Here is a 21,548-nt window from a genome sequence, read left to right as displayed (position 1 = left end):
ATAGTACCACATATATAGTATTTTAGCTAGTGATTTCATAAAAATTATTTATTAATAAAATATAAAAAATAATTAAGTATATAGGCTAATTCCGGTTTATTCAGACGTTCCAAAATACTTTCACAAAGTGTTGCATTTTCTAATAAATCTTCTAAATAAATACAATTCGCTTTAATAGAGCGATTAATTAAATATTCGTTTGAAAAAACATAGGATATAAGCGAAAATTTCTTCTCAGTAAAATGACGAACATCAACGATTTCACAATAAGGTTTAATAAGGTTCACGAATTCATCGAATGAATATTGTTCAAAAAATTGATGAAGGGTTTCTAAGGGCACATTATGCAAGAAACTATCCTTCTTACCGTATAATAATTCAGTTAAACCACTAAAATATGGCTTCATTCGAATTAATTGAGTGCACAATTTATTAGAATTCATTTTATCTTGCGTTTGAATATAATGCCAGCTATCCACTAATTCATATAATGCTTCACGTACTAAGAAACCTCTCATCACACATTCAACATGAGAATAATATTGATCAAAGGAATATATTAAAGGAAAATTACTATAATGATCAGCTTCTGAACGATCATACAAAAAATCTAATATAAAAGGACTATCGAGAACTGTATCTCTAGAATAATAAGCTATTGGCAAATGTAAATAAAAATTAAAACTCTTACGAAAGACAACCATCACTTTCCTCCTTATTATACTATACTGAAAAATATATTATCATGGAAACGATTACAAGTCAATTGATATATAAATTTTATTTATAATAATATTAATATACTAATATATATAATTAAGTTGTATAAACCATAATAATAACTACATAGTCTTATAAAAAACTAAGAATTGTTTACTTAGTTTTTGAAGAAAAGTAGAAATTTTACCCCCATACGATAACCTAGAAACTATTGTTAAAATAACAGAATTCGATGCTACCACATTACGGATATATAACAGAAAGTCGTTACCATATATCATTTGAAGAATTTATTGAGTAGACTAGGTGCCAGACTAATAGTTGTAAATGTATAAGATTCATGTGCCAAAGAGCCTATAAAAACTGGTCCACCATTTTTTATATATAGAAAAAACCTTAGCGCTACCAAGCAACTAAGGTCTTCAAAACTAATGTCGTTATAAAAAGATGCCGATGGTCGGGGTCGAACCGACACGCCCGTGAAGGCACAGGATTTTGAGTCCAGCGCGTCTGCCAATTCCGCCACACCGGCCTAATTGTAAGGCGGTAACCGGATTTGAACCGGTGATCGAGGTTTTGCAGACCCATGCCTTACCACTTGGCTATACCGCCATATCTTTTATAGCTATGTTTCTATTTAAATTAAAAAAACTGGGGTAGCTGGATTCGAACCAACGAATGACGGAGTCAAAGTCCGTTGCCTTACCGCTTGGCTATACCCCAATAATATAAAGAGGCGACTGAAGGGAATCGAACCCTCGAATGTCGGTGCCACAAACCGATGCGTTAACCACTTCGCCACAATCGCCATTATCCACCTAACAGGGACTGTAGGAATCGAACCCACACTAACGGTTTTGGAGACCGTTGTTCTACCGTTAAACTAAGTCCCTATCGTCCTCTAGGTCTTATCCTATGGAGGGAGGCAGATTCGAACTGCCGAACCCGAAGGAGCGGATTTACAGTCCGCCGCGTTTAGCCACTTCGCTATCCCTCCGTTTTATTAAATGGCTTGGGACGGAATCGAACCGCCGACACTTTGAGCTTCAATCAAATGCTCTACCAACTGAGCTACCAAGCCATACGGTCCCGACGGGATTTGAACCCGCGATCTCCTGCGTGACAGGCAGGCATGTTAACCCCTACACCACGGAACCGGAATGGAGGTTAACGGGATCGAACCGCTGACCCTCTGCTTGTAAGGCAGATGCTCTCCCAGCTGAGCTAAACCTCCATGTCTATTCTCTTATGATCCGTACGGGATTCGAACCCGTGTTACCGCCGTGAAAGGGCGGTGTCTTAACCACTTGACCAACGGACCTTCTTTTTATATTCTCGTCTATTCTGTACGGAGAGTAAGGGATTCGAACCCTTGAGACGGTCTCCCGCCTACACGATTTCCAATCGTGCTCCTTCAGCCTCTCGGACAACTCTCCATCTTAGAAGCTGTCTCCACTCTATACAAAATACTCCGCAAGTAGGGCTCGAACCTACGACATCATGATTAACAGTCATGCGCTCTGCCAGCTGAGCTATTGCGGAATGAAAAAAATATACCCTGCGCGGCAACGTCCTACTCTCACAGGACCAAAGGTCCAACTACCATCGGCGCTAAGAAGCTTAACTGCTGTGTTCGGCATGGGAACAGGTGTATCCTTCTTGCCATCATCACCACACAGGTACATTATTTTCTTTTAGTAAACTTATTATAGTTCACTCAAAACTGAATAACTCACAAACGCTTTAACCTTAAATCTTCGTGGTTAAGTCCTCGACCGATTAGTACTAGTCCGCTCCATATATCACTATACTTCCACTTCTAGCCTATCTACCTGATCGTCTCTCAGGGGTCTTACTTCTTTCGAATGGGAAATCTCATCTTGAAGCTGGCTTCGCGCTTAGATGCTTTCAGCGCTTATCCTTCCCACACATAGCTACCCAGCGATGCTCCTGGCGGAACAACTGGTACACCAGCGGTGCGTCCATCCCGGTCCTCTCGTACTAAGGATAGCTCTTCTCAAATTTCCTACGCCCGCGACGGATAGGGACCGAACTGTCTCACGACGTTCTGAACCCAGCTCGCGTACCGCTTTAATGGGCGAACAGCCCAACCCTTGGGACCGACTTCAGCCCCAGGATGCGATGAGCCGACATCGAGGTGCCAAACCTCCCCGTCGATGTGAACTCTTGGGGGAGATAAGCCTGTTATCCCCAGGGTAGCTTTTATCCGTTGAGCGATGGCCCTTCCATACGGTACCACCGGATCACTAAGCCCGACTTTCGTCCCTGCTCGACTTGTTGGTCTCGCAGTCAAGCTCCCTTCTGCCTTTGCACTCTACGAATGATTTCCAACCATTCTGAGGGAACCTTTGGGCGCCTCCGTTACTCTTTAGGAGGCGACCGCCCCAGTCAAACTGTCCACCTGACACTGTCTCCCGTTGCCTTACAACGCGGGTTAGAGGGTTCATATCACAAGGGTAGTATCCCACCAACGCCTCCTCGTAAACTGGCGTTCACGATTCCTAAGCTCCTACCTATCCTGTACATGTCACACAAACACTCAATATCAAGTTACAGTAAAGCTCCATGGGGTCTTTCCGTCCTGTCGCGGGTAACCTGCATCTTCACAGGTACTATAATTTCACCGAGTCTCTCGTTGAGACAGTGCCCAGATCGTTACGCCTTTCGTGCGGGTCGGAACTTACCCGACAAGGAATTTCGCTACCTTAGGACCGTTATAGTTACGGCCGCCGTTTACTGGGGCTTCAATTCGAAGCGTCGCTTGCGCTAACCTCTCCTCTTAACCTTCCAGCACCGGGCAGGCGTCAGCCCCTATACGTCATCTTTCGATTTGGCAGAGACCTGTGTTTTTGATAAACAGTCGCCTGGGCCTATTCACTGCGGCTGGTATTGCTACCAGCACCCCTTCTCCCGAAGTTACGGGGTCATTTTGCCGAGTTCCTTAACGAGAGTTCTCTCGATCACCTTAGTGTTCTCCACTTGACTACCTGTGTCGGTTTGCGGTACGGGTTCATGTTATCTCGCTAGAAGCTTTTCTCGACAGTTTGATTATCCACCTTCGCTACTTTAATTCGCTACGCTTCACAGCTCATTCTCTTAAGTAAAAGCATTTAACTCTTACTAAAACTTACTGCTTGCACATCCTCTTCCATCCGGATGCGTGGAGTCACCTCCTGTGTCCCTCCTTCACTCAATCGATAACATCAAGTACAGGAATCTCTACCTGTTGTCCATCGCTTACGCCTGTCGGCTTGGGCTTAGGTCCCGACTAACCCAGGGCGGACGAGCCTTCCCCTGGAAACCTTAGTCTATCGGTGGACGGGATTCTCACCCGTCTTGCGCTACTCATACCGGCATTCTCACTTCTATACGCTCCAACACTCCTCACGGTATGCCTTCCCCGCATATAGAACGCTCTCCTACCACTCTAGTCTTAAACTAGAATCCACAGCTTCGGTGTATTGTTTAGCCCCGGTACATTTTCGGCGCAGAATCACTCGACTAGTGAGCTATTACGCACTCTTTAAATGATGGCTGCTTCTAAGCCAACATCCTAGCTGTCTGTGCAACTCCACATCCTTTTCCACTTAACAATTACTTGGGGACCTTAGCTGGTGGGCTGGGCTGTTTCCCTTTCGACTACGGATCTTATCACTCGCAGTCTGACTCCCAGAGATGAGTACTTGGCATTCGGAGTTTATCTGAATTCGGTAAAACTTGCGTCCCCCTCGTCCAAACAGTGCTCTACCTCCATCACTCTTACTCTGAGGCTATACCTAAATATATTTCGGAGAGAACCAGCTATCTCCAAGTTCGATTGGAATTTCTCCGCTACCCACAAGTCATCCAAACACTTTTCAACGTGTCCTGGTTCGGTCCTCCAGTGTGTCTTACCACACCTTCAACCTGCTCATGGGTAGGTCACTTGGTTTCGGGTCGACAACAACATACTCTCGCCCTATTCAGACTCGCTTTCGCTTCGGCTCCGTTTCTTCAACTTAACCTCGCATGTTATCGTCACTCGCCGGTCCATTCTACAAAAGGTACACCATCACCCCTTAACGGGCTCTGATTACTTGTAGGCACACGGTTTCAGGTACTCTTTCACTCCCCTCCAGGGGTGCTTTTCACCTTTCCCTCACGGTACTGGTTCACTATCGGTCACTAGGGAGTATTTAGCCTTGCCAGATGGTCCTGGCGGATTCCAACGGGATTCCTCGTGTCCCGCCGTACTCAGGATACTCCTAAAGCGTCAGTCAGTTTCGTATACAGGGCTCTCACCTTGTCTCGCTCTGCTTCCCATCAGATTCTACTACTCACTTCAGTCTTATATCGGAGTCCTACAACCCCATTGTGCATGCACAATGGTTTGGGCTCTTCCCTTTCGCTCGCCGCTACTTAGGGAATCGATTTTTCTTTCTCTTCCTGCAGGTACTTAGATGTTTCAGTTCTCTGCGTCTTCCTCGCTTACGCGTACTGCATTTAGCAGTGGGTTCCCCCATTCGGATATCTCTGGATCATAGCTTACTTACAGCTCCCCAAAGCGTTTCGTCGTTCGTCACGTCCTTCATCGGCTCCTAGTGCCAAGGCATTCACCGTGCGCCCTTTGTTTCTTAACCACATTTTTGCGCTCGTAAAGGCTCTTCCCCTTTACTCTTAATTTCTCTATATTATTATATAGACTCGGTCAATTCTCGGTTTATTATATCTTTCTCTTGAAATTATATAATCTATATTGATTACTCCTGTTAAAATAATCAATATCGTTTGTTTCGTTATTCAGTTTTCAATGAACTATGATGTTAGTCTTAACTAACAATGGAGAATAGCGGGATTGAACCGCTGACCTCCTGCGTGCAAAGCAGGCGCTCTCCCAGCTGAGCTAATCCCCCGTGCTGGTATTTTATTATACCATATTGTTGCTTGTTGAGCAATGGGCCTAAATGGATTCGAACCATCGACCTCACCCTTATCAGGGGTGCGCTCTAACCAACTGAGCTATAGGCCCGTTTAGTGAACCTCACTCAAAACTGAACAATGACAAATCCTAACTCCGTGTAGTTCCAGTACTCCTTAGAAAGGAGGTGATCCAGCCGCACCTTCCGATACGGCTACCTTGTTACGACTTCACCCCAATCATCCATCCCACCTTCGACGGCTCCCTCCTATTGGTTAGGCCACCGGCTTCGGGTGTTACAAACTCTCGTGGTGTGACGGGCGGTGTGTACAAGACCCGGGAACGTATTCACCGCGGCGTGCTGATCCGCGATTACTAGCGATTCCGGCTTCATGTAGTCGAGTTGCAGACTACAATCCGAACTGAGAATGGCTTTTAGAGATTGGCATGCTCTTGCGAGTTAGCGACTCGTTGTACCATCCATTGTAGCACGTGTGTAGCCCAGGTCATAAGGGGCATGATGATTTGACGTCATCCCCACCTTCCTCCGGTTTGTCACCGGCAGTCTAACTAGAGTCCCCATCTGAATGCTGGCAACTAGTTATAAGGGTTGCGCTCGTTGCGGGACTTAACCCAACATCTCACGACACGAGCTGACGACAACCATGCACCACCTGTCTTCTTGCCCCGAAGGGTTTCTCTTATCTCTAAGATATGCAAGAGATGTCAAGACCTGGTAAGGTTCTTCGCGTTGCTTCGAATTAAACCACATGCTCCACCGCTTGTGCGGGTCCCCGTCAATTCCTTTGAGTTTCAACCTTGCGGTCGTACTCCCCAGGCGGAGTGCTTATTGCGTTAACGCCAGCACTGAAGGGTGGAAACCCTCCAACACTTAGCACTCATCGTTTACGGCGTGGACTACCAGGGTATCTAATCCTGTTCGCTCCCCACGCTTTCGAGCCTCAGTGTCAGTTACAGACCAGAAAGCCGCTTTCGCCACTGGTGTTCCTCCATATATCTACGCATTTCACCGCTACACATGGAATTCCGCTTTCCTCTTCTGCACTCAAGTTCCCCAGTTTCCAATGACCCTCCACGGTTAAGCCGTGGGCTTTCACATCAGACTTAAGAAACCACCTGCGCTCCCTTTACGCCCAATAAATCCGGACAACGCTTGCCACCTACGTATTACCGCGGCTGCTGGCACGTAGTTAGCCGTGGCTTTCTGGTTAGATACCGTCAATCTACTAACATTTCCTCTAGTAGCCGTTCTTCTCTAACAACAGTGCTTTACGATCCGAAAACCTTCTTCACACACGCGGCGTTGCTCCGTCAGACTTGCGTCCATTGCGGAAGATTCCCTACTGCTGCCTCCCGTAGGAGTTTGGGCCGTGTCTCAGTCCCAATGTGGCCGATCACCCTCTCAGGTCGGCTATGCATCATCGCCTTGGTAAGCCGTTACCTTACCAACTAGCTAATGCACCGCGGGGCCATCCTTTAATGATGCCGTAGCACCTTTCCCAACTTAACCAGGCGGTTAAATTGTCTATGCGGTATTAGCAGTCGTTTCCGACTGTTATCCCCCACTAAAGGGCAGGTTCCCCACGTGTTACTCACCCGTGCGCCACTAACCTTAACGAGAACAAGTTCAAGTTGCGGTTCGTTCGACTTGCATGTATTAGGCACGCCGCCAGCGTTCGTCCTGAGCCAGGATCAAACTCTCATGAAAGTTTCATGAGTCGTTTCAGACTCTTACTATTTACTAGCTTGTATATTTATAGAGTTACCACTCTGTCTCGAATTTATATTCGGGTATGTTGTGATAATTCAAATGAATTATCCCCTACACATTTTTGGTGTTTGTCTTTGTTCAGTTTTCAATGAGCTTCGTTGTTGCTTGGTTAAGCAACTTCTATATAATATCACGTTTGATTGAAACTGTCAACAAGTTTTTTCAACTTTTTTTATTTCTTTTTCAATCTTTCGTCTTGTTCGCTTGGAACTCCCTTATAGTATCATGTTATCCAACACTCGTCAACACCTTTTTTACTTTATTTTTACATTTTTTACAGAAATTACAGACAAAACCGCTTAAAACGATGCTATCGATCTAAAATCCCCAACGGTTTCTTCCCATTTATAATTATAATTTAAGGTGCGATATTATTTTGTTTTAACCACCATTGTTTTTGTTTCAATAATAGGTAAATTTTTAATAAAGTCCCCTAAAAATTTTTATCATTTTTAGGGGACTTTATTATATTTGATTCAATGAAAATATTTTCAATAGTTAGCCTTATTTCATATCGAATAAAGCTTCTACAGATTCCTCTGAATCACTTGCTTTATCTTTCTTATTAGAAATATTATAGAAACTTCTTACTTTATCGAAAATCTCCTGTAATAACTCTGGATTTTCTTCTAAGTAAACTTTAGCATTTTCACGTCCTTGACCTAATCTAATGTCACCATATGAATACCATGATCCTGCTTTTTTAACAATATCAGCATCAGCAGCTAAGTCTACCAATTCTCCAATTTGTGAAATTCCTTTTCCATACATAATGTCTACGAAAACTTCTTTAAACGGTGGTGCAACTTTATTTTTTACAATTTTAATTTTGGTTCGATTCCCAATCATTTGTGTACCATCTTTGATAATTTCACCACGTCGTACTTCCATACGAATCGTTGAGTAAAATTTTAGAGCACGTCCGCCAGGCGTCACTTCTGGATTACCATATACTACTCCTACTTTTTCTCTTAATTGATTGATGAAGAAGCAAATGGTTTTGGTTTTATTGATAGTACCTGAAAGTTTACGTAACGCTTGTGACATTAATCTTGCTTGTAATCCTACATGAGCGTCTCCCATTTCCCCTTCGATTTCGGCTCTTGGTACTAAGGCTGCAACAGAGTCAACTACAATGATGTCAATCGCACCGGTTGCTACTAAAGCATCGGCGATGGCTAAACCTTGTTCACCAGTATCAGGTTGTGATAATAATAACTCATCGATATTGACACCTAAATTAGTTGCATATGCAGGATCTAGTGCATGTTCAGCATCAATAAAAGCTGCTGTTCCACCTTGTTTTTGTACCTCCGCAATTGCATGTAATGCTACGGTTGTTTTACCTGATGATTCTGGTCCGTAACACTCAATGATACGACCTCTTGGATAACCACCGACTCCTAGTGCAATATCAAGACCTAATGACCCCGATGGAATGGTTGAAATTTGAGTTTCAGTTTTCTCACCCATTCTCATAATCGACCCTTTTCCAAAGTCTTTTTCTATTTGTTTTAACGCTTTATCTAAAGCTATTTGACGTTCTTTATCCAACTCTTCCCCTCCATTTAGATAATTCTCTAATTATAAATACGCAAATAAACGTATTTTACTCTATTCTTTTAGTTGTTTTACTAGCTCAATTAAATATTTTTTTAAATCCTGACTCGTTTCAGGATGTCTCAAGCCATATTGTAAGCTGTATTCCAGATAGCCTAATTTGTCTCCAACATCAAATCGTTCACCCTCAATAACTTTAGCAAGAACTTTATTTGTTTGAGATAGTTGATTAATAGCATCAGTTAATTGAATTTCTTCATCAACACCTGGTTCTAATGACTCTAACACTTCAAATATATCCGGAGTTAATATATATCGTCCCGCTATAACTAAATTTGAAGGTTGCTCTGCTTTACTTGGTTTTTCGACAAATGATTTGACAGAAAAAACCGTTTCATCAGACACTTGGTCAGATTCTATTTGGGCAAAACCGTATTTTTTTCTGGTGTATTTTCCATTTCGACAACTGCTACACAGGCGGATTGATGTTCTTCATATAAATCAATAAGTTGCTTAGTTGCCGGGATATCCCCTTCTGTAATGTTATCACCTAATAGTACCGCAAAAGGTTCATTGGCAACAAAAGCTTTCGCATGTAAGATAGCATCTCCTAACCCTAGCGGGTAAGATTGGCGAACAAAGTATAAGCCTTCTCTGGTAGTTGATTTTACAACATTTAATAATGCTTCTTTTCCATTTTCAGCTAAATTTTGTTCTAATTCATAATTTGAGTCAAAATGATCCTCAATTGAACGTTTTTGTTTACCGGTAATAATCAATACTTCTTCAATTCCTGAATCAAAAGCCTCTTCTACTATAAATTGAATAATAGGTTTATCAACAATCGGTAACAGTTCTTTAGAACTTGCTTTAGTTGCGGGAAAAAATCCCGTTCCATAACCTGCAGCTGGGATAACTGCTTTACGTACTTTTGTCATGTAATGCCTCCTCACATTCTTAAATATTATACCATAGAAACTATTGATATTCCTATCTCAAGCTTTAATACAAATATCATAAACAAAATTATCTTAGCTGTGATAAACTTTTTTTGATCAAAATACAGTCTTTCAGCTAGTACTTCATAGATAGGGGATACTCCTAATAACGTCGCAATAAAATAAGAGACTAAGACACAAATTGCAATTGGTACTAATTGTGTCACTCCTCCTACCATTTCGGTCACTAATAATATGGCCGTAAATGGTGCTTTACTAATAGAAGCAAAATAACCTGCCATCGAGAACATGACAATATAAGATAAAAATCCTTCAGGAAAACCAAAGTATTGTGTCGCAATTGTTGCGAAAACAAGTCCGTGAAGTGCTCCAAGACTTAATATAGGCAAGAAAATGCCTCCTGGTAAACCCGAACCAAAGGATAACATTGAATAAATAAAGCGTAATAGCAAAAATATAATTAACATGCTTAGTGAAAAATGATTATTTAATAAAAAAAGGATTAATGGTCCTCCGCCACCTAATAAAAAAGGAAAGCAAATTCCTAACGGAATTATCAAAACTAACGGTACTAATCCATAGTAATGTTTATTTAAGAATGGAAAGCAACTCTTAAAGATAATTGGTAAAGATAAGGTTACTTTTGAATATAGATAACCACCAAAAGCAAGAAAAAATCCCAAAGCTACTAGCCAATAATATTCCTTCGGTGGAAAAGTGTGTTCATTCAACAAATTTAAAGTAGGTTGATGCCCGAAAACCTTTGCCGAAACTTGATGGGCCGTTAATGAAGCTGTTAATATCATTAAGACAATTTGATGATTCATCTTCTTATAGAGCTCTTCAATTGAAAACATTAATCCTGCCAATGGAGCATTGAAAGCAGCGGCTACCCCTGCACTCGCTCCACAAGCAATGAGAGCTTTTTTAGTCTTTTCATCAAGCTTAAAAGTTTGACTTAACCCAAGTCCTACTACCGATCCTAACTGAATTGACGGTCCTTCTCTACCTAACAGCAATCCCGATCCAATTGCCAATGTGCCAACAGTAAATTTTTTCCAAAGTACACTCCACCAGTTCATCGATAACTTCCCATGCATTTGTAATTCTACTTGTGGAATGCCACTTCCTTTAATGTCTCTATCCGTTTTAGTGATAATTGATAATACCCATCCTAATATCAATGAAAAAATTAACCATAACACGACGATTAAGGTATTCTCTTTCATTTGATGATAGAGTTCTCCAACCTGATTATATATAATCCCTATACCAAATCGAAACGCACTTACTATCACACCTGATATAGCCCCTACAACAATCCCTAACACTAACATTTTTATTTGCTTGCTTAAACAATAACTTTCCAATTTATTCACCTCTATGTTCCAATGTATAGTATATCAAAGCCGATAGAACAAAAAAAGGTTCATCAAAAATTTTTAAACGATTGCCGATGCAATTAAAAAAGGCTTCAACTTTTTATTATTTGGTTATAAAGATGGGAAATTAAAACTCATTGTCTCAACAGAGGCTAGGCAAAAACTTTTTAAATTCTGTTCAGGCATGTCTATTTAATTCAAAGCGCAGTGGTTGAGTGGCCTCAAACTGCGTCTTAATAAGATTAGGGATAGAGTTGATAAAATCAATTAAGTTATTGTTTGTTAATTAAAAGCGCAGTGGTTGAGTGGTCTCAAACTGCGTCTTAATAAGATTAGGGATAGAGTTGATAATATCAATTAAGTTATTGTTTGTTAATTAAAAGCGCAGTGGTTGAGTGGCCTCAAACTGCGTCTTTCGACTTGTTTGAGGCCTACTCAACTGTGCGGGGGTTGGCAGACGAAGCGAAAATCAACTGATTTTCTACTTCTGGTCTACTCCCAACTGTGCGGGGGTGGGCAGACGAAGCGAAAATCAACTGATTTTCTACTTCTCGCCCACTCCCTGTTTTCTTTTCATCAATGCTCAAATTCGAATTACTCCCCTTTTTATCCCAATGCTTTTACAACAATCCTCTCGAAAATTTCAATCAATAAACGTCCTATATCATTCTTTTGAAACATGACAAAAAAATACCAAGTAGCTTAGAGCCACTTGGTAAGTTTATTTATTATTTTATTGTATATTCACACGTACTGCAAAGCTTGGCATGAAGTATGAACTAACTGAGTTATACTCTAATGGTGTTCCAGGTTGAGAAGCGTGGATGTAACCACCACCACCTGTTGCGATTGCAACGTGGTATGTTCCTCCAGGGGATCCCCAGAAGTATAAATCTCCAGGTTGAGCTTCAGCTACACTAATTTGAGTACCAGCGTATTCTTGTGCTCCAGTATAGCCACCTACATCAATACCATATGTTTGCTTAAATACATATTGTACGAAACCTGAGCAATCAAATCCGCTTGGTGATTTTCCACCCCACACATATGGAGTTCCTAAATATTGTGAAGCATTACTTAATAATGCAGAAACATCTCCGGTTGCCACTGGTGCTGATGCTGCTGCCTCTTCTTCAGCTGCAATACGTGCTGCCTCTTCTTCAGCTGCAATACGTGCTGCTTCTTCTTCAGCCGCGATACGCGCCGCTTCTTCTTCAGCCGCAATACGTGCTGCCTCTTCTTCAGCCGCGATACGCGCCGCTTCTTCTTCAGCTGCAATACGTGCTGCCTCTTCGGCTGCATAATTATCTTCATTTCCAAAGTCTTCAACAACTGGTGCTTCTGTTACTTCTGCTACCGTTTCTTCAACAACTGGTGCTTCCGTTACTTCTGCTACTGTTTCTTCAACAACTGGTGCTTCCGTTACTTCTGCTACTGTTTCTTCAACAACTGGTGCTTCCGTTACTTCTGCTACTGTTTCTTCAACAACAGGCGCTTCAGTCACTTCCGCTACTGTTTCTTCAACAACTGGTGCTTCTGTTACTGTTTCTTCGGCAACTGGTGCTGCTACTTCAGGTAACTCTACTTCGTTGGCTACAGTTGTTTCTTCAACCTGAGCTGCTGCCGCAACTAATGCCGCTTCTTGAGCTGCTGCTTCTTCGGCCGCCATACGAGCTGCTGCTTCTGCTTGCGCAATAGCAATCGCTTGTTGTTCTTCGAAAGCTGCTTTTTCTGCTACTAAAGCATCACGATGTCCCGCAGCTAAAGTAATGTCTCCAGTAAGAATGTTGTAAACTTCTTCGTTAGCACTTTGTTGCTCTTCTAATGAAGCTTTCAAACCTTCTAATTCAATTTGTTTGTTAATTTTTTCTTCTTTTGCTGCTTTTACTTCATCTTGTTTTTTAACAACTTGTTCTTTATCTTCTTTTTGAGTTGCTAATAAATCTTTATTAGAAGAAACCATTTTGCGAACAACGTCTAAACGTCCAACAAATTCGCTAATAGATTCTGAAGAAGCAATTAAGCTTAAGTAATTAGTGCTACCACCATTCGCTTGAACCGCTCTTGCTTGATCATCCAATAGTTCTTCACGTTTTGCGATTAATTCTTCTAATTCTGCGATTTGTCCGTTTAATTCTTCAATTGCTTCATCGTCTTTGGCGATTTCAGCTAATAAAGTTTCAGCTTCTTCTTTTAATGCTGTTAAAGCTTCGTATCCTAAAGCTAATTCAGAATATAAGGCTGCTTGTTGAGCTGATAAATTATCAATCGCAGCTTGAGTATCGTTAATAAGTGTATCATAATCTTGAGCAAAGGTTGCAATCGGTGAAGCAACAGAGCCTAAGATAATTGTTGACGTAAATAAGGTTTTAAATGCTTTTTTAGTAAAGCTCAGCTTCATTGGTCCATCTCTCCTAGTTAAAATAATTTTATATATCATTCAGAATACAAGGGGTTCTTCCCCTCTTTAATTAGCTGAGACTATCTTAACACATGCAAATCGGATATTGTTGAATTTATCCAAATCGTATTTACTTTGTAACATAGTTGTAAACTTACTCAATGCTTTTCACCTCAATGTTACAAACTACAATAAAACAGGGAGTGGACCAGAAGTAGAAAACCGGATAGTTTTCATTTCTTCTGCCCATCCCCGTATAACAGTTGAGGCTACTCAACCACTGTGCTTTTTATTAACGAGTACAAACTTGACTGAATTGAACATGTATATGCTCAGACTCATTAAGACGCAGTTTGAGGCCACTCAACCACCGCGCGATAAATTAAATAGATGAGACCAAACAGTTAATTAATGTGTTGCTTAACGTCTGTTAGTCGAATAAAAAAATCTACTTAATTTTGTCAGTTAAAGTAACTAAATAATAATTTTTCTTACCACGTCGGACAATAATGTATTTACCACCAATCGCATCATCGGTTGAGACTTCATAATCTACATCGGTAATTTTATTGCCATTTAAGCTGATTGCACCATTGGTAATAAATTCTCTTGATTGACGACGCGAATTAACGATGCCAGTGTCAACTAACCACACTGCCAAATTCTGAGTCTCTTGCTTAGCTTCATATTGTGGCATATTTTTAAATCCTTCTTCAATTTGCTTTTCAGAAAGATTTTGAACATCACCTGAGAAAAGAGCTTCAGTGATTTGAACGGCTTCTGCTAATTCTTGTTCACCGTGGACAAACTTCGTTAGTTCTTCTGCTAATGTTTTTTGAGCTAATCGTAAATGAGGTTCATTTTTAACTGACTCTTCTAGCTTATTAATTTCTTCCTTCGATAAGAAAGTGAAATATTTTAAGAATTTTACTACATCTTCATCTGCTTGATTTAACCAGAATTGGTAGAATTCATAAGGTGTAGTTTTTTCTGGATCTAACCATACTGCACCGCCAGCTGTTTTACCGAATTTTGTTCCATCGGATTTAAGCATCAATGGGATGGTCAAGCCATAAACCTCTGCTTCATGACCTTGAGTACGTCGGATATAATCTAAACCGGAAGTAATATTCCCCCATTGATCAGCCCCGCCAATTTGTAATTGCACATCGTGATTTTTATGTAAATAAGCAAAATCGATTGATTGTAAAATTTGGTATGAGAATTCCGTAAATGAAATCCCAACCTCTAATCGACTTGAGACGATATCTTTAGCTAACATAGTATTAATATTAAAATGCTTCCCATAGTCACGTAAAAAATCTAAGAGTGAAATTTGACTTAACCAATCATAGTTGTTAACAATTCTAAAGCCGCTATTAGCGACGTCACCTTTCAAGAATAACTTATCAAACTGTGCTGCTAACTTACGTGCATTCTCATTAACGGTATCCATTGTTTGTAATGAGCGCTCTGAAGTACGTCCACTCGGATCTCCAATCGAACCAGTAGCACCCCCAATTAACACTACCGGTTTATGTCCTGCTAATTGAAATCTCTTTAGTACCATAAATGGAATTAGATGCCCAATGTGCATCGAATCTCCTGTTGGGTCTACACCACAATAGAGGCCTATTGATTTAGTTTCTATTAATTTCTTTAATCCTTCTGCATCGGTCTGTTGATTAATGGCTCCACGCCATTCTAATTCTTCAATAATTGACAACATCCTCGCTCCTTCTCATTCATCTGTTATTATTATAATTTGTATAGTTTGTATTATCAACTTTTAATCTAACTTTTATCCTACCATTCAGATGGACTCCAAGCTTTACCATCCAATTCTCCTTTTAATTGCTCGATGCGATCTTGCTGTTTTTGGTCCAGTTCTTTTAAAACGGTTAGTAATTGACGCAAAGGGTAGTCCTTAAGCACATTGGCAAGTGGTTCTAATAAGTTCTCATCCCACATTACATTTCCTCCTCCAAATTGATTCCCATCAACTCTTCAATTTCGAACTCTTGCATTTCTAATTGTGAGATAAACGCCTGCCACAAAGGAGCCAAATTATGATCAGCAGCTATTTCTTCACCAATTAATGTTTTTGCTCGAGCAATAATAAATCTCTGATAATTAGTTAAACGTTCCTCTTCTTTTGTCTCTAAGTAAAACAAATAACGCCACATCAAATGAGCTTTTTGTTGCTCATTCATATATTGGAATTGATGGATTGCGAAGATAGGTTTATAGTTCATCTTAAAATGACGAGCCAGTACTTCAAAGTTTGAGAGTAATTCAGAAACAGTTCTCCCCTCTCTTCCACCAGATTGATAATGCTCTTTCTTACCACCTACCACTACCACAATTCCTAACGTTTTACCTTTGAGTTTACTTGGTTTTAATGTAGACCATACTTGATTAATCCATTCAAATAAGATTCCTGGGGCTTGATACCAATACATTGGAAATTGAAAAATAATTTGATCAGCGGCTAACAAGCGATTTTGTTCTTGTTCAATTACTAAATTATTCATCATCTCATATAAGTTCACATATTGAGCTTGAGAATAATTTAACCCTGACTCTAGTAAATATTGTTGGCTACTTGATTGATTAACATCCGGATGAGCAATATAACAAACAGTCTTCATCATACACCTCTTCTAATCTATTTGCCTTCATACATCTTTTTGTTCATATAGTGGAATGAGGCTCGGACGTTTGGTCCCAGCCTCATAAATAAAATTATTCAGTTTGATCTGATGAAACAGGTGGTTCCGTTACCGGCGGCTCGGTTGTTGGCGGCTCTGTTACAGGTGGTTCCGTTACCGGCGGCTCTGTTACGGGTGGTTCCGTTACCGGCGGCTCTGTTACAGGCGGTTCCGTGTATGACGGTTCCGGCACATATTGACTTTCTTCAGTCACAATTTCTTCCGTTACCACTTCTTCTGTCGTTTCTGTTTCAGTTTCTGTCGCTTCTAGCGTCTCACGATTTTCTTTCATCAACTTGGTCAGTAATTGAGACGGTCTCTGCTGCAACTAAGGCAATATCATAATAACCTGGAATCTCACTCGCAATTTCAGTGAACGCTGTTAAGAAGACAGATAAATATTGATCTGCTTTTTCATTCAATTGTTTTAATAGATTGTCATCTGTGACTTTGTCACGTAATTTTTCAAAGTCACGTAAACCTTTCGCAATATTACCGATTTGGCCATCTTCAATATCAATCGATTTCACTTTGTTTAAAGCCTCAATCGCTTTGTCAAAGTTTTCAAATTGATCTTTGGCCTCGTTAATTAATTCCGTAATGGCAGTATTGAATTTATCTTCAGGAACCTCTTCGTCATCTAATAATAAACGCTTAGGCATGGTATCAATAAAATCGGTCGCCACTTTTTCAACATCTGCTAATTTAAGGTTATCGGCTAAAACTTTTTTAGTCGCTACTTGATCACCTTTGATAACAGGGGTTGCTGAGCCACTGTATAAATGATTAACCGCATCTAAGGCCGCTTTTTTCCATTCGACAATTTCAATTTCTACTAAGACTTTATTTTTGTCAGCTGTTGAAGCATTGACCGTATCGATTGCTTCTTTTAATTGAGTTAACTCTTCATCAGCGATAGGTTCTTCCCTTAAGAATGATTTCTCATTAGGATTAACATAATAGCTATCTATCTGTTGAACCACTTGATCCAATTGTTGAACTGTATTTACGGTCACCGGTTGAGTTGGTTTTGCTGTTTTATTCATACGGGTCGCGTAAAGCAACACACCAGTCAACGCTAACAGGACAAGAATAATCAGTCCTTTAAAAATATTTTTCACTAATTTCACCTACTACTTAATATTTTCACAAAATACTAGCGTTATTATACAATTCATTAATATAATTGTAAAGTTCTGAACTAAATTCTATCATTTGGTTGTTGAAGCTTGGTCAGGAATGGTAATGATAAATTTCGTTCCTTGTCCCAATTCACTTTCGACTTCAACTGTTCCAGAATGCGCTTCTACCAATGATTTCACGACAGCTAAACCAATCCCCGACTCACCAAATTCGGTGTTTTTCCGTGAGATGTCCGCTTTATAAAATCTCTCCCAAATACTTTTTATTTTTTCTGGTTCAATGCCAATACCATGGTCTTCAATCTCAATGCTAACACCCTCATGAACTTTAGTTGCACGTAAATTTATGTCGCTATCTTTTGAAAACTGGATGGCATTATTAACGATATTGATGATAATTTGTAGAATACGATCGTTATCGGCCCAGATTTTTAAATTTTCGGGAACAGAAATGACAATATGATTATTCTTCAAGGAGGCTTTGCTCTCCATTTGCGACTTAATTTGTTCAAAGAGTTGCTTAACATCAAGCCATTGTGGCTTCAAGACGATTTGTTGACTTCGAATCTTCTCATAATCGAGGTTTTCATTTACCAAACGGATTAAACGTTGGGTTTCTTTCATCACCAAATTCAAACTACGTTCTTTTTGCTCCTCAGGAATCATATCATATTGAAGTCCTTCTAAAACTCCACTCATTGTCGTTAAAGGGGTTCGCATTTCGTGGGCAGCATCCATCATCATTTGACGGCGTAGTGTTTCTTGTCTTTGAATTTCTTCTTCTGAAGCTTGTAATGAATTAGCCATCACTTGAAAATCGCGAGCTAAATCACTTAACTCATCGCTTCCTTGTGTATCCAATTCAATTTCATAATTTCCCGAAGCAATTTGCCGAGTCGCCATCTGCAGTTTTTGAATTTTATTTGATTGATACATGGCATACAAAATGGACATCACAATTCCTAGTCCAGCTGAAATCAAAAAGCCAAGCATAATATTTTGCTGAACCGCTTCTACTTGTTGATCCAATTCCGATAAAGGAGCCCCAATACTGATAATCCCCTCAGGAAATTCACTATATCCCCCTTGATTCGATACATAAACTGTCGCCATATTAACGAGTACGCCATTGTTATCATAACGGGTACTTCTTTGGATACCAATGGTTTGATCTTTCGTTATGCGACTTAACTGTTGTTCGGTAAGCTGCAATTTATTTCGCTGGTCGTAGGAAGGATAAATAATCGTTCCGTCACTTAAGTAAACTTGAATGACAATTTCTTTATCTTGTAAAAGTTCAGAGGCTCTTTCTAAATCATTTCTTGTAAAATGGTTGGCCACAATATTGGTCCCGTACTGTATAAGTTCTTCTTGCTTATCTTGGAAAATACGGTTAGACATATACCGACTTGTTAAATAAGCACTTAACCCTAACGCAACCATCAAAACCGCCATGACCCCAATAATTTGTTGCCATAACAACTTCATCTTATTCGCCTACTTCTTCATATTTGTAACCAACACCCCAAACCGTTTGAATTACTTGTGGTCCGACTACTTCTATTTTTTGTCTTAATTTTTTAATGTGTGCGTCAACGGTTCGTTCATCACCATAAAACGGATCCTCCCATAAGCTTTTTAGTAATTGTTCCCGACTGAAAACTCGCTTAGGATGGCTCGCAAACATAATTAACAGTTCGAATTCTTTTGGTGTTAAATTCTCGATTAATTGATCATTATAATACGCTTCTCGATTAGTAGTACTAATTTTCATTGAGTCTGTTACGACATCAAATGAACCTTCATCAACTGTTTCAACAGTCTTTTCTGGCTCTAAGTGTGCGCGACGATGTAAAGCTTTCATTCTCGCCATTAAAGTTAGCGGACTAAATGGTTTCGTGACATAATCATCTGCTCCCATTTCCAAACCAATGACTTGGTCACTTTCAGAGTCATGAGCAGTTAGCATGATAATTGGTAATGTTTTGGAAATGTTTCGCATTTTCCGACAAATTTGAATGCCATCCATCGAAGGTAAATTAATATCTAAAATAGCTAAATCCCAATTATTTGGATCGGCTTCATATGCTTTATAGCCTTCAAGGCCATCATGATAAAAAGTCGCTGTAAATTTTTCTTTTTCAAAAAACATCGACATCATTTCTGTAACTGATTCATTATCTTCAATCATAATTATACGCATAATAATTCCTCCTTATCGTGTCAATTTCATTATACATCAATTTTTAAAATATTTAGAATAATATTACTATCAACAAAGTATTTTTATACAAAAATGTGTATTTATAAGTAAAAGAAAGACAGGAGAGATATAAATGAATCATGTTGTTTTAGTTGGGAGAATCGTGCGTGACCATGACTTAAAGACCGTCAATGACGACCATCGAGTAATTAACAATACTTTGGCGATTAATCGACGTCAACGCAATAAAGAAGGTGCTTTAATGGCAGACTTTATCCCTTTTGTTGCTTGGGATCATTTAGCTGACATCTTGGATAAGTATTCAATCAAAGGCCAACGTATCGCGATTAGCGGTCGCATGCAAAGTCGAAATTACCAAAATAGTGACGGAGAGACCGTCTATACTGTAGAATGCGTTGTCTCTGAAATCACCCTTTTAGACCGGCCTAATGGTACTCGCGAAGAGGGGTTACAATTTTCTGATGAAATAACTGAAGCTTTAAAACATGAAGCGATGGAAACGAATCAAGAATTAAGTACGCCATAACACTTTTATAATAAAAGAAAAGCGGTCCATCATTCGTGATGAAAATCATTGTTACTCATTACTCAAAATAATGACATAAACCATCGATGCTTATATTAATGACGATTGTCTCCCCCTCCATACAAAAAAAGCATCGTGTTCTCTATGAGCTCCAAAAGGTTAGATTTTCTGTCTAACTTGTGAGTTCACTACAAACACGATGTTTATTTTACTTTTTATTACTTAATAATGTTCATCCTTTAACCGGTAAAAAAAACATTGTTTCAAAGAAATAAATGAGGTTGTTAATTAGACAGCTCCTCAGCAATTTGAACGAGTTTTCTTAATCGATGGTTCACTCCAGATTTAGAAATCGGTCCACCTGGAATTAATTCACCAATTTCCTTCATCCCTAAATCGGGATTGTCTAATCGAAATTGCGCCATCTCTCTTAATTTTTCTGGTAAAGAATCTAATCCTCGTTTTTCAATAATTAATTCAATAGCTTCCCTTTGTCGATTGGAAGCTTCAACCACTTTATTTAGATTAGCATTTTCACAGTTTACTAAACGATTAACAGAATTTCGCATATCACGAACAATCCGAATATCTTCAAATTTTAGCATTGCTCGATTAGCCCCAATAATCGCTAGAAAGTCTGATATTTTCTCCGCTTCTTTAATATAAGTAATATAGCCATTGCGCCGGGTAATGGTCTTGGCGTTTAGATTAAAATCATTCATCATTTTACAAATATCTTCATTATGAGATTCATAATTCGAGTAAATTTCTAAATGATAACTATTGGCCTCTGGATTATTAACCGATCCTCCCGCCATAAAGGCTCCTCTTAAATAAGAACGTTTTTTCTGATCATTCTCCATAATTTCAGGTGCTACATCCGCTTTAATAAAAGCACCATCAAAGATACCTAAAATTTCCAGCACTTCTTTAACATTTTGTCGACAACGTACGATATAAACATTATTTTTCTTTAATTTCATCTTTCGACGAACAATTAATTCACTGTCAACAGCAAAATGTTGTTTAAATAAAGTATACATTCGTCTAGCAATCGCTGCATTTTCACTTTGAACATTTAAAATGAGAGACTGTTGATAGATACTCACGGCTCCGTTCATACGGATAAGTGCTGTCAACTCTGCTTTCGCATGTTCCCGATGTACTTCAATTAAGGTACATTCTTTTTTTACTTCCGAAGCAAAAGTCAACG

The 21,548-nt window shown here is 39.6% G+C and carries 14 protein-coding genes, 14 tRNA genes, 3 rRNA genes and 1 pseudogene; 1 reads left to right on the top strand and 31 read right to left on the bottom strand.

What is annotated here, in order from left to right; all coding sequences use genetic code 11:
* Positions 1-44: 44 nt before the first annotated feature.
* The 30 genes and pseudogenes from LB888_RS06260 to LB888_RS06115 form a co-directional block, all read right to left on the bottom strand.
* A complete protein-coding gene (locus tag LB888_RS06260; RefSeq protein WP_318752268.1) occupies positions 45-704 on the bottom strand; it encodes a hypothetical protein in 660 nt (219 codons plus the stop codon).
* Between the two features lie 464 nt (positions 705-1,168).
* Positions 1,169-1,252: transfer RNA gene (locus LB888_RS06255), tRNA-Leu, on the bottom strand.
* A gap of 9 nt (positions 1,253-1,261) precedes the next feature.
* Positions 1,262-1,332: transfer RNA gene (locus tag LB888_RS06250), tRNA-Cys, on the bottom strand.
* A gap of 39 nt (positions 1,333-1,371) precedes the next feature.
* Positions 1,372-1,443 (bottom strand) — tRNA-Gln (locus LB888_RS06245).
* A gap of 12 nt (positions 1,444-1,455) precedes the next feature.
* A tRNA-His gene (locus LB888_RS06240) sits at positions 1,456-1,528 on the bottom strand.
* A gap of 14 nt (positions 1,529-1,542) precedes the next feature.
* A tRNA-Trp gene (locus LB888_RS06235) sits at positions 1,543-1,613 on the bottom strand.
* 23 nt (positions 1,614-1,636) lie between these two features.
* Positions 1,637-1,717: transfer RNA gene (locus LB888_RS06230), tRNA-Tyr, on the bottom strand.
* 11 nt (positions 1,718-1,728) lie between these two features.
* A tRNA-Phe gene (locus LB888_RS06225) sits at positions 1,729-1,801 on the bottom strand.
* Between the two features lie 3 nt (positions 1,802-1,804).
* Positions 1,805-1,877, bottom strand: a tRNA-Asp gene (locus LB888_RS06220).
* Between the two features lie 4 nt (positions 1,878-1,881).
* A tRNA-Val gene (locus tag LB888_RS06215) sits at positions 1,882-1,954 on the bottom strand.
* 15 nt (positions 1,955-1,969) lie between these two features.
* Positions 1,970-2,041, bottom strand: a tRNA-Glu gene (locus LB888_RS06210).
* A 28-nt stretch (positions 2,042-2,069) separates the two neighbouring features.
* Positions 2,070-2,156: transfer RNA gene (locus LB888_RS06205), tRNA-Ser, on the bottom strand.
* A 33-nt stretch (positions 2,157-2,189) separates the two neighbouring features.
* Positions 2,190-2,262, bottom strand: a tRNA-Asn gene (locus LB888_RS06200).
* Between the two features lie 18 nt (positions 2,263-2,280).
* Positions 2,281-2,396: ribosomal RNA gene (gene rrf / locus LB888_RS06195) — 5S ribosomal RNA — on the bottom strand.
* 83 nt (positions 2,397-2,479) lie between these two features.
* Positions 2,480-5,360 (bottom strand): 23S ribosomal RNA (locus LB888_RS06190).
* A 200-nt stretch (positions 5,361-5,560) separates the two neighbouring features.
* Positions 5,561-5,633 (bottom strand) — tRNA-Ala (locus tag LB888_RS06185).
* A gap of 42 nt (positions 5,634-5,675) precedes the next feature.
* Positions 5,676-5,749 (bottom strand) — tRNA-Ile (locus tag LB888_RS06180).
* A 69-nt stretch (positions 5,750-5,818) separates the two neighbouring features.
* Positions 5,819-7,367: ribosomal RNA gene (locus tag LB888_RS06175) — 16S ribosomal RNA — on the bottom strand.
* Together the 16S, 23S and 5S rRNA genes with 14 tRNA genes alongside form the textbook arrangement of a ribosomal RNA operon.
* Positions 7,368-7,934: 567 nt before the next feature.
* The gene (recA, locus tag LB888_RS06170; protein ID WP_318752267.1) at positions 7,935-8,984 is read right to left on the bottom strand and encodes a recombinase RecA; all 1,050 of its coding nucleotides are present in this window, start codon (positions 8,982-8,984) and stop codon (positions 7,935-7,937) included.
* A gap of 60 nt (positions 8,985-9,044) precedes the next feature.
* A pseudogene (locus tag LB888_RS06165) lies at positions 9,045-9,928 on the bottom strand (UTP--glucose-1-phosphate uridylyltransferase).
* Positions 9,929-9,954: 26 nt separating this feature from the next.
* A complete protein-coding gene (locus tag LB888_RS06160; protein WP_318752266.1) occupies positions 9,955-11,319 on the bottom strand; it encodes a ClC family H(+)/Cl(-) exchange transporter in 1,365 nt (454 codons plus the stop codon).
* A gap of 443 nt (positions 11,320-11,762) precedes the next feature.
* Positions 11,763-11,918, bottom strand: coding sequence for a hypothetical protein (locus LB888_RS06155; RefSeq protein WP_318752265.1), 156 nt, complete (start codon positions 11,916-11,918; stop codon positions 11,763-11,765).
* A gap of 146 nt (positions 11,919-12,064) precedes the next feature.
* Positions 12,065-13,732: an NlpC/P60 family protein gene (locus tag LB888_RS06150; RefSeq protein WP_318752264.1), complete on the bottom strand. Its 1,668-nt coding sequence runs from the start codon at positions 13,730-13,732 to the stop codon at positions 12,065-12,067.
* 448 nt (positions 13,733-14,180) lie between these two features.
* A complete protein-coding gene (gene tyrS, locus LB888_RS06145) occupies positions 14,181-15,458 on the bottom strand; it encodes a tyrosine--tRNA ligase (RefSeq protein ID WP_318752263.1) in 1,278 nt (425 codons plus the stop codon).
* Between the two features lie 80 nt (positions 15,459-15,538).
* Positions 15,539-15,703 carry a hypothetical protein gene (locus LB888_RS06140; RefSeq protein WP_159443829.1) on the bottom strand — a complete coding sequence of 55 codons (165 nt, stop codon included), beginning with the start codon at positions 15,701-15,703 and terminating at the stop codon, positions 15,539-15,541.
* Positions 15,703-16,383: an NAD(P)H-dependent oxidoreductase gene (locus LB888_RS06135; RefSeq protein WP_318752262.1), complete on the bottom strand. Its 681-nt coding sequence runs from the start codon at positions 16,381-16,383 to the stop codon at positions 15,703-15,705. Before LB888_RS06135 ends, LB888_RS06140 begins: the two co-directional genes overlap by 1 nt.
* 94 nt (positions 16,384-16,477) lie before the next feature.
* Positions 16,478-16,735 carry a hypothetical protein gene (locus LB888_RS06130; protein ID WP_318752261.1) on the bottom strand — a complete coding sequence of 86 codons (258 nt, stop codon included), beginning with the start codon at positions 16,733-16,735 and terminating at the stop codon, positions 16,478-16,480.
* Positions 16,719-17,564: a hypothetical protein gene (locus LB888_RS06125; RefSeq protein ID WP_318752260.1), complete on the bottom strand. Its 846-nt coding sequence runs from the start codon at positions 17,562-17,564 to the stop codon at positions 16,719-16,721. The genes LB888_RS06130 and LB888_RS06125 overlap by 17 nt, the downstream gene beginning before the upstream one ends.
* Before the next feature lie 90 nt (positions 17,565-17,654).
* Entirely contained in the window at positions 17,655-19,073 is a 1,419-nt protein-coding gene (locus LB888_RS06120) for a HAMP domain-containing sensor histidine kinase (RefSeq protein WP_318752259.1), read from the bottom strand.
* Between the two features lies 1 nt (position 19,074).
* Positions 19,075-19,788, bottom strand: a complete 714-nt coding sequence (locus tag LB888_RS06115) for a response regulator transcription factor (protein WP_318752258.1) — start codon at positions 19,786-19,788, stop codon at positions 19,075-19,077.
* Positions 19,789-19,921: 133 nt separating this feature from the next.
* Between LB888_RS06115 and LB888_RS06110 the strand changes: the two genes are divergently transcribed.
* Positions 19,922-20,335, top strand: coding sequence for a single-stranded DNA-binding protein (locus tag LB888_RS06110; RefSeq protein WP_071408993.1), 414 nt, complete (start codon positions 19,922-19,924; stop codon positions 20,333-20,335).
* Between the two features lie 284 nt (positions 20,336-20,619).
* Here the strand turns inward: LB888_RS06110 and whiA are convergent, their stop codons facing one another.
* Complete coding sequence (whiA, locus tag LB888_RS06105; protein WP_071408992.1) at positions 20,620-21,546, bottom strand: DNA-binding protein WhiA; 927 nt, start codon at positions 21,544-21,546, stop codon at positions 20,620-20,622.
* Positions 21,547-21,548: the final 2 nt, after the last annotated feature.

The organism is Globicatella sp. PHS-GS-PNBC-21-1553 (assembly GCF_033564055.1).
Lineage (GTDB): Bacteria > Bacillota > Bacilli > Lactobacillales > Aerococcaceae > Globicatella > Globicatella sulfidifaciens.
The sequence above is the reverse complement of the archived record's forward strand: the minus strand, read 5'-3'. Positions and strand labels throughout refer to the sequence as shown.

Excerpts from the sequence above, each read along its gene's own strand:
- LB888_RS06115 (WP_318752258.1), bottom strand. The coding sequence starts at position 19,788 with ATGCGTATAATTATGATTGAAGATAATGAATCAGTTACAGAAATGATG.
- LB888_RS06130 (WP_318752261.1), bottom strand. The coding sequence starts at position 16,735 with ATGAAAGAAAATCGTGAGACGCTAGAAGCGACAGAAACTGAAACAGAA.
- LB888_RS06150 (WP_318752264.1), bottom strand. The coding sequence starts at position 13,732 with ATGAAGCTGAGCTTTACTAAAAAAGCATTTAAAACCTTATTTACGTCA.
- LB888_RS06110 (WP_071408993.1), top strand. The coding sequence starts at position 19,922 with ATGAATCATGTTGTTTTAGTTGGGAGAATCGTGCGTGACCATGACTTA.
- LB888_RS06120 (WP_318752259.1), bottom strand. The coding sequence starts at position 19,073 with ATGAAGTTGTTATGGCAACAAATTATTGGGGTCATGGCGGTTTTGATG.
- LB888_RS06135 (WP_318752262.1), bottom strand. The coding sequence starts at position 16,383 with ATGAAGACTGTTTGTTATATTGCTCATCCGGATGTTAATCAATCAAGT.
- LB888_RS06260 (WP_318752268.1), bottom strand. The coding sequence starts at position 704 with ATGGTTGTCTTTCGTAAGAGTTTTAATTTTTATTTACATTTGCCAATA.
- LB888_RS06140 (WP_159443829.1), bottom strand. The coding sequence starts at position 15,703 with ATGTGGGATGAGAACTTATTAGAACCACTTGCCAATGTGCTTAAGGAC.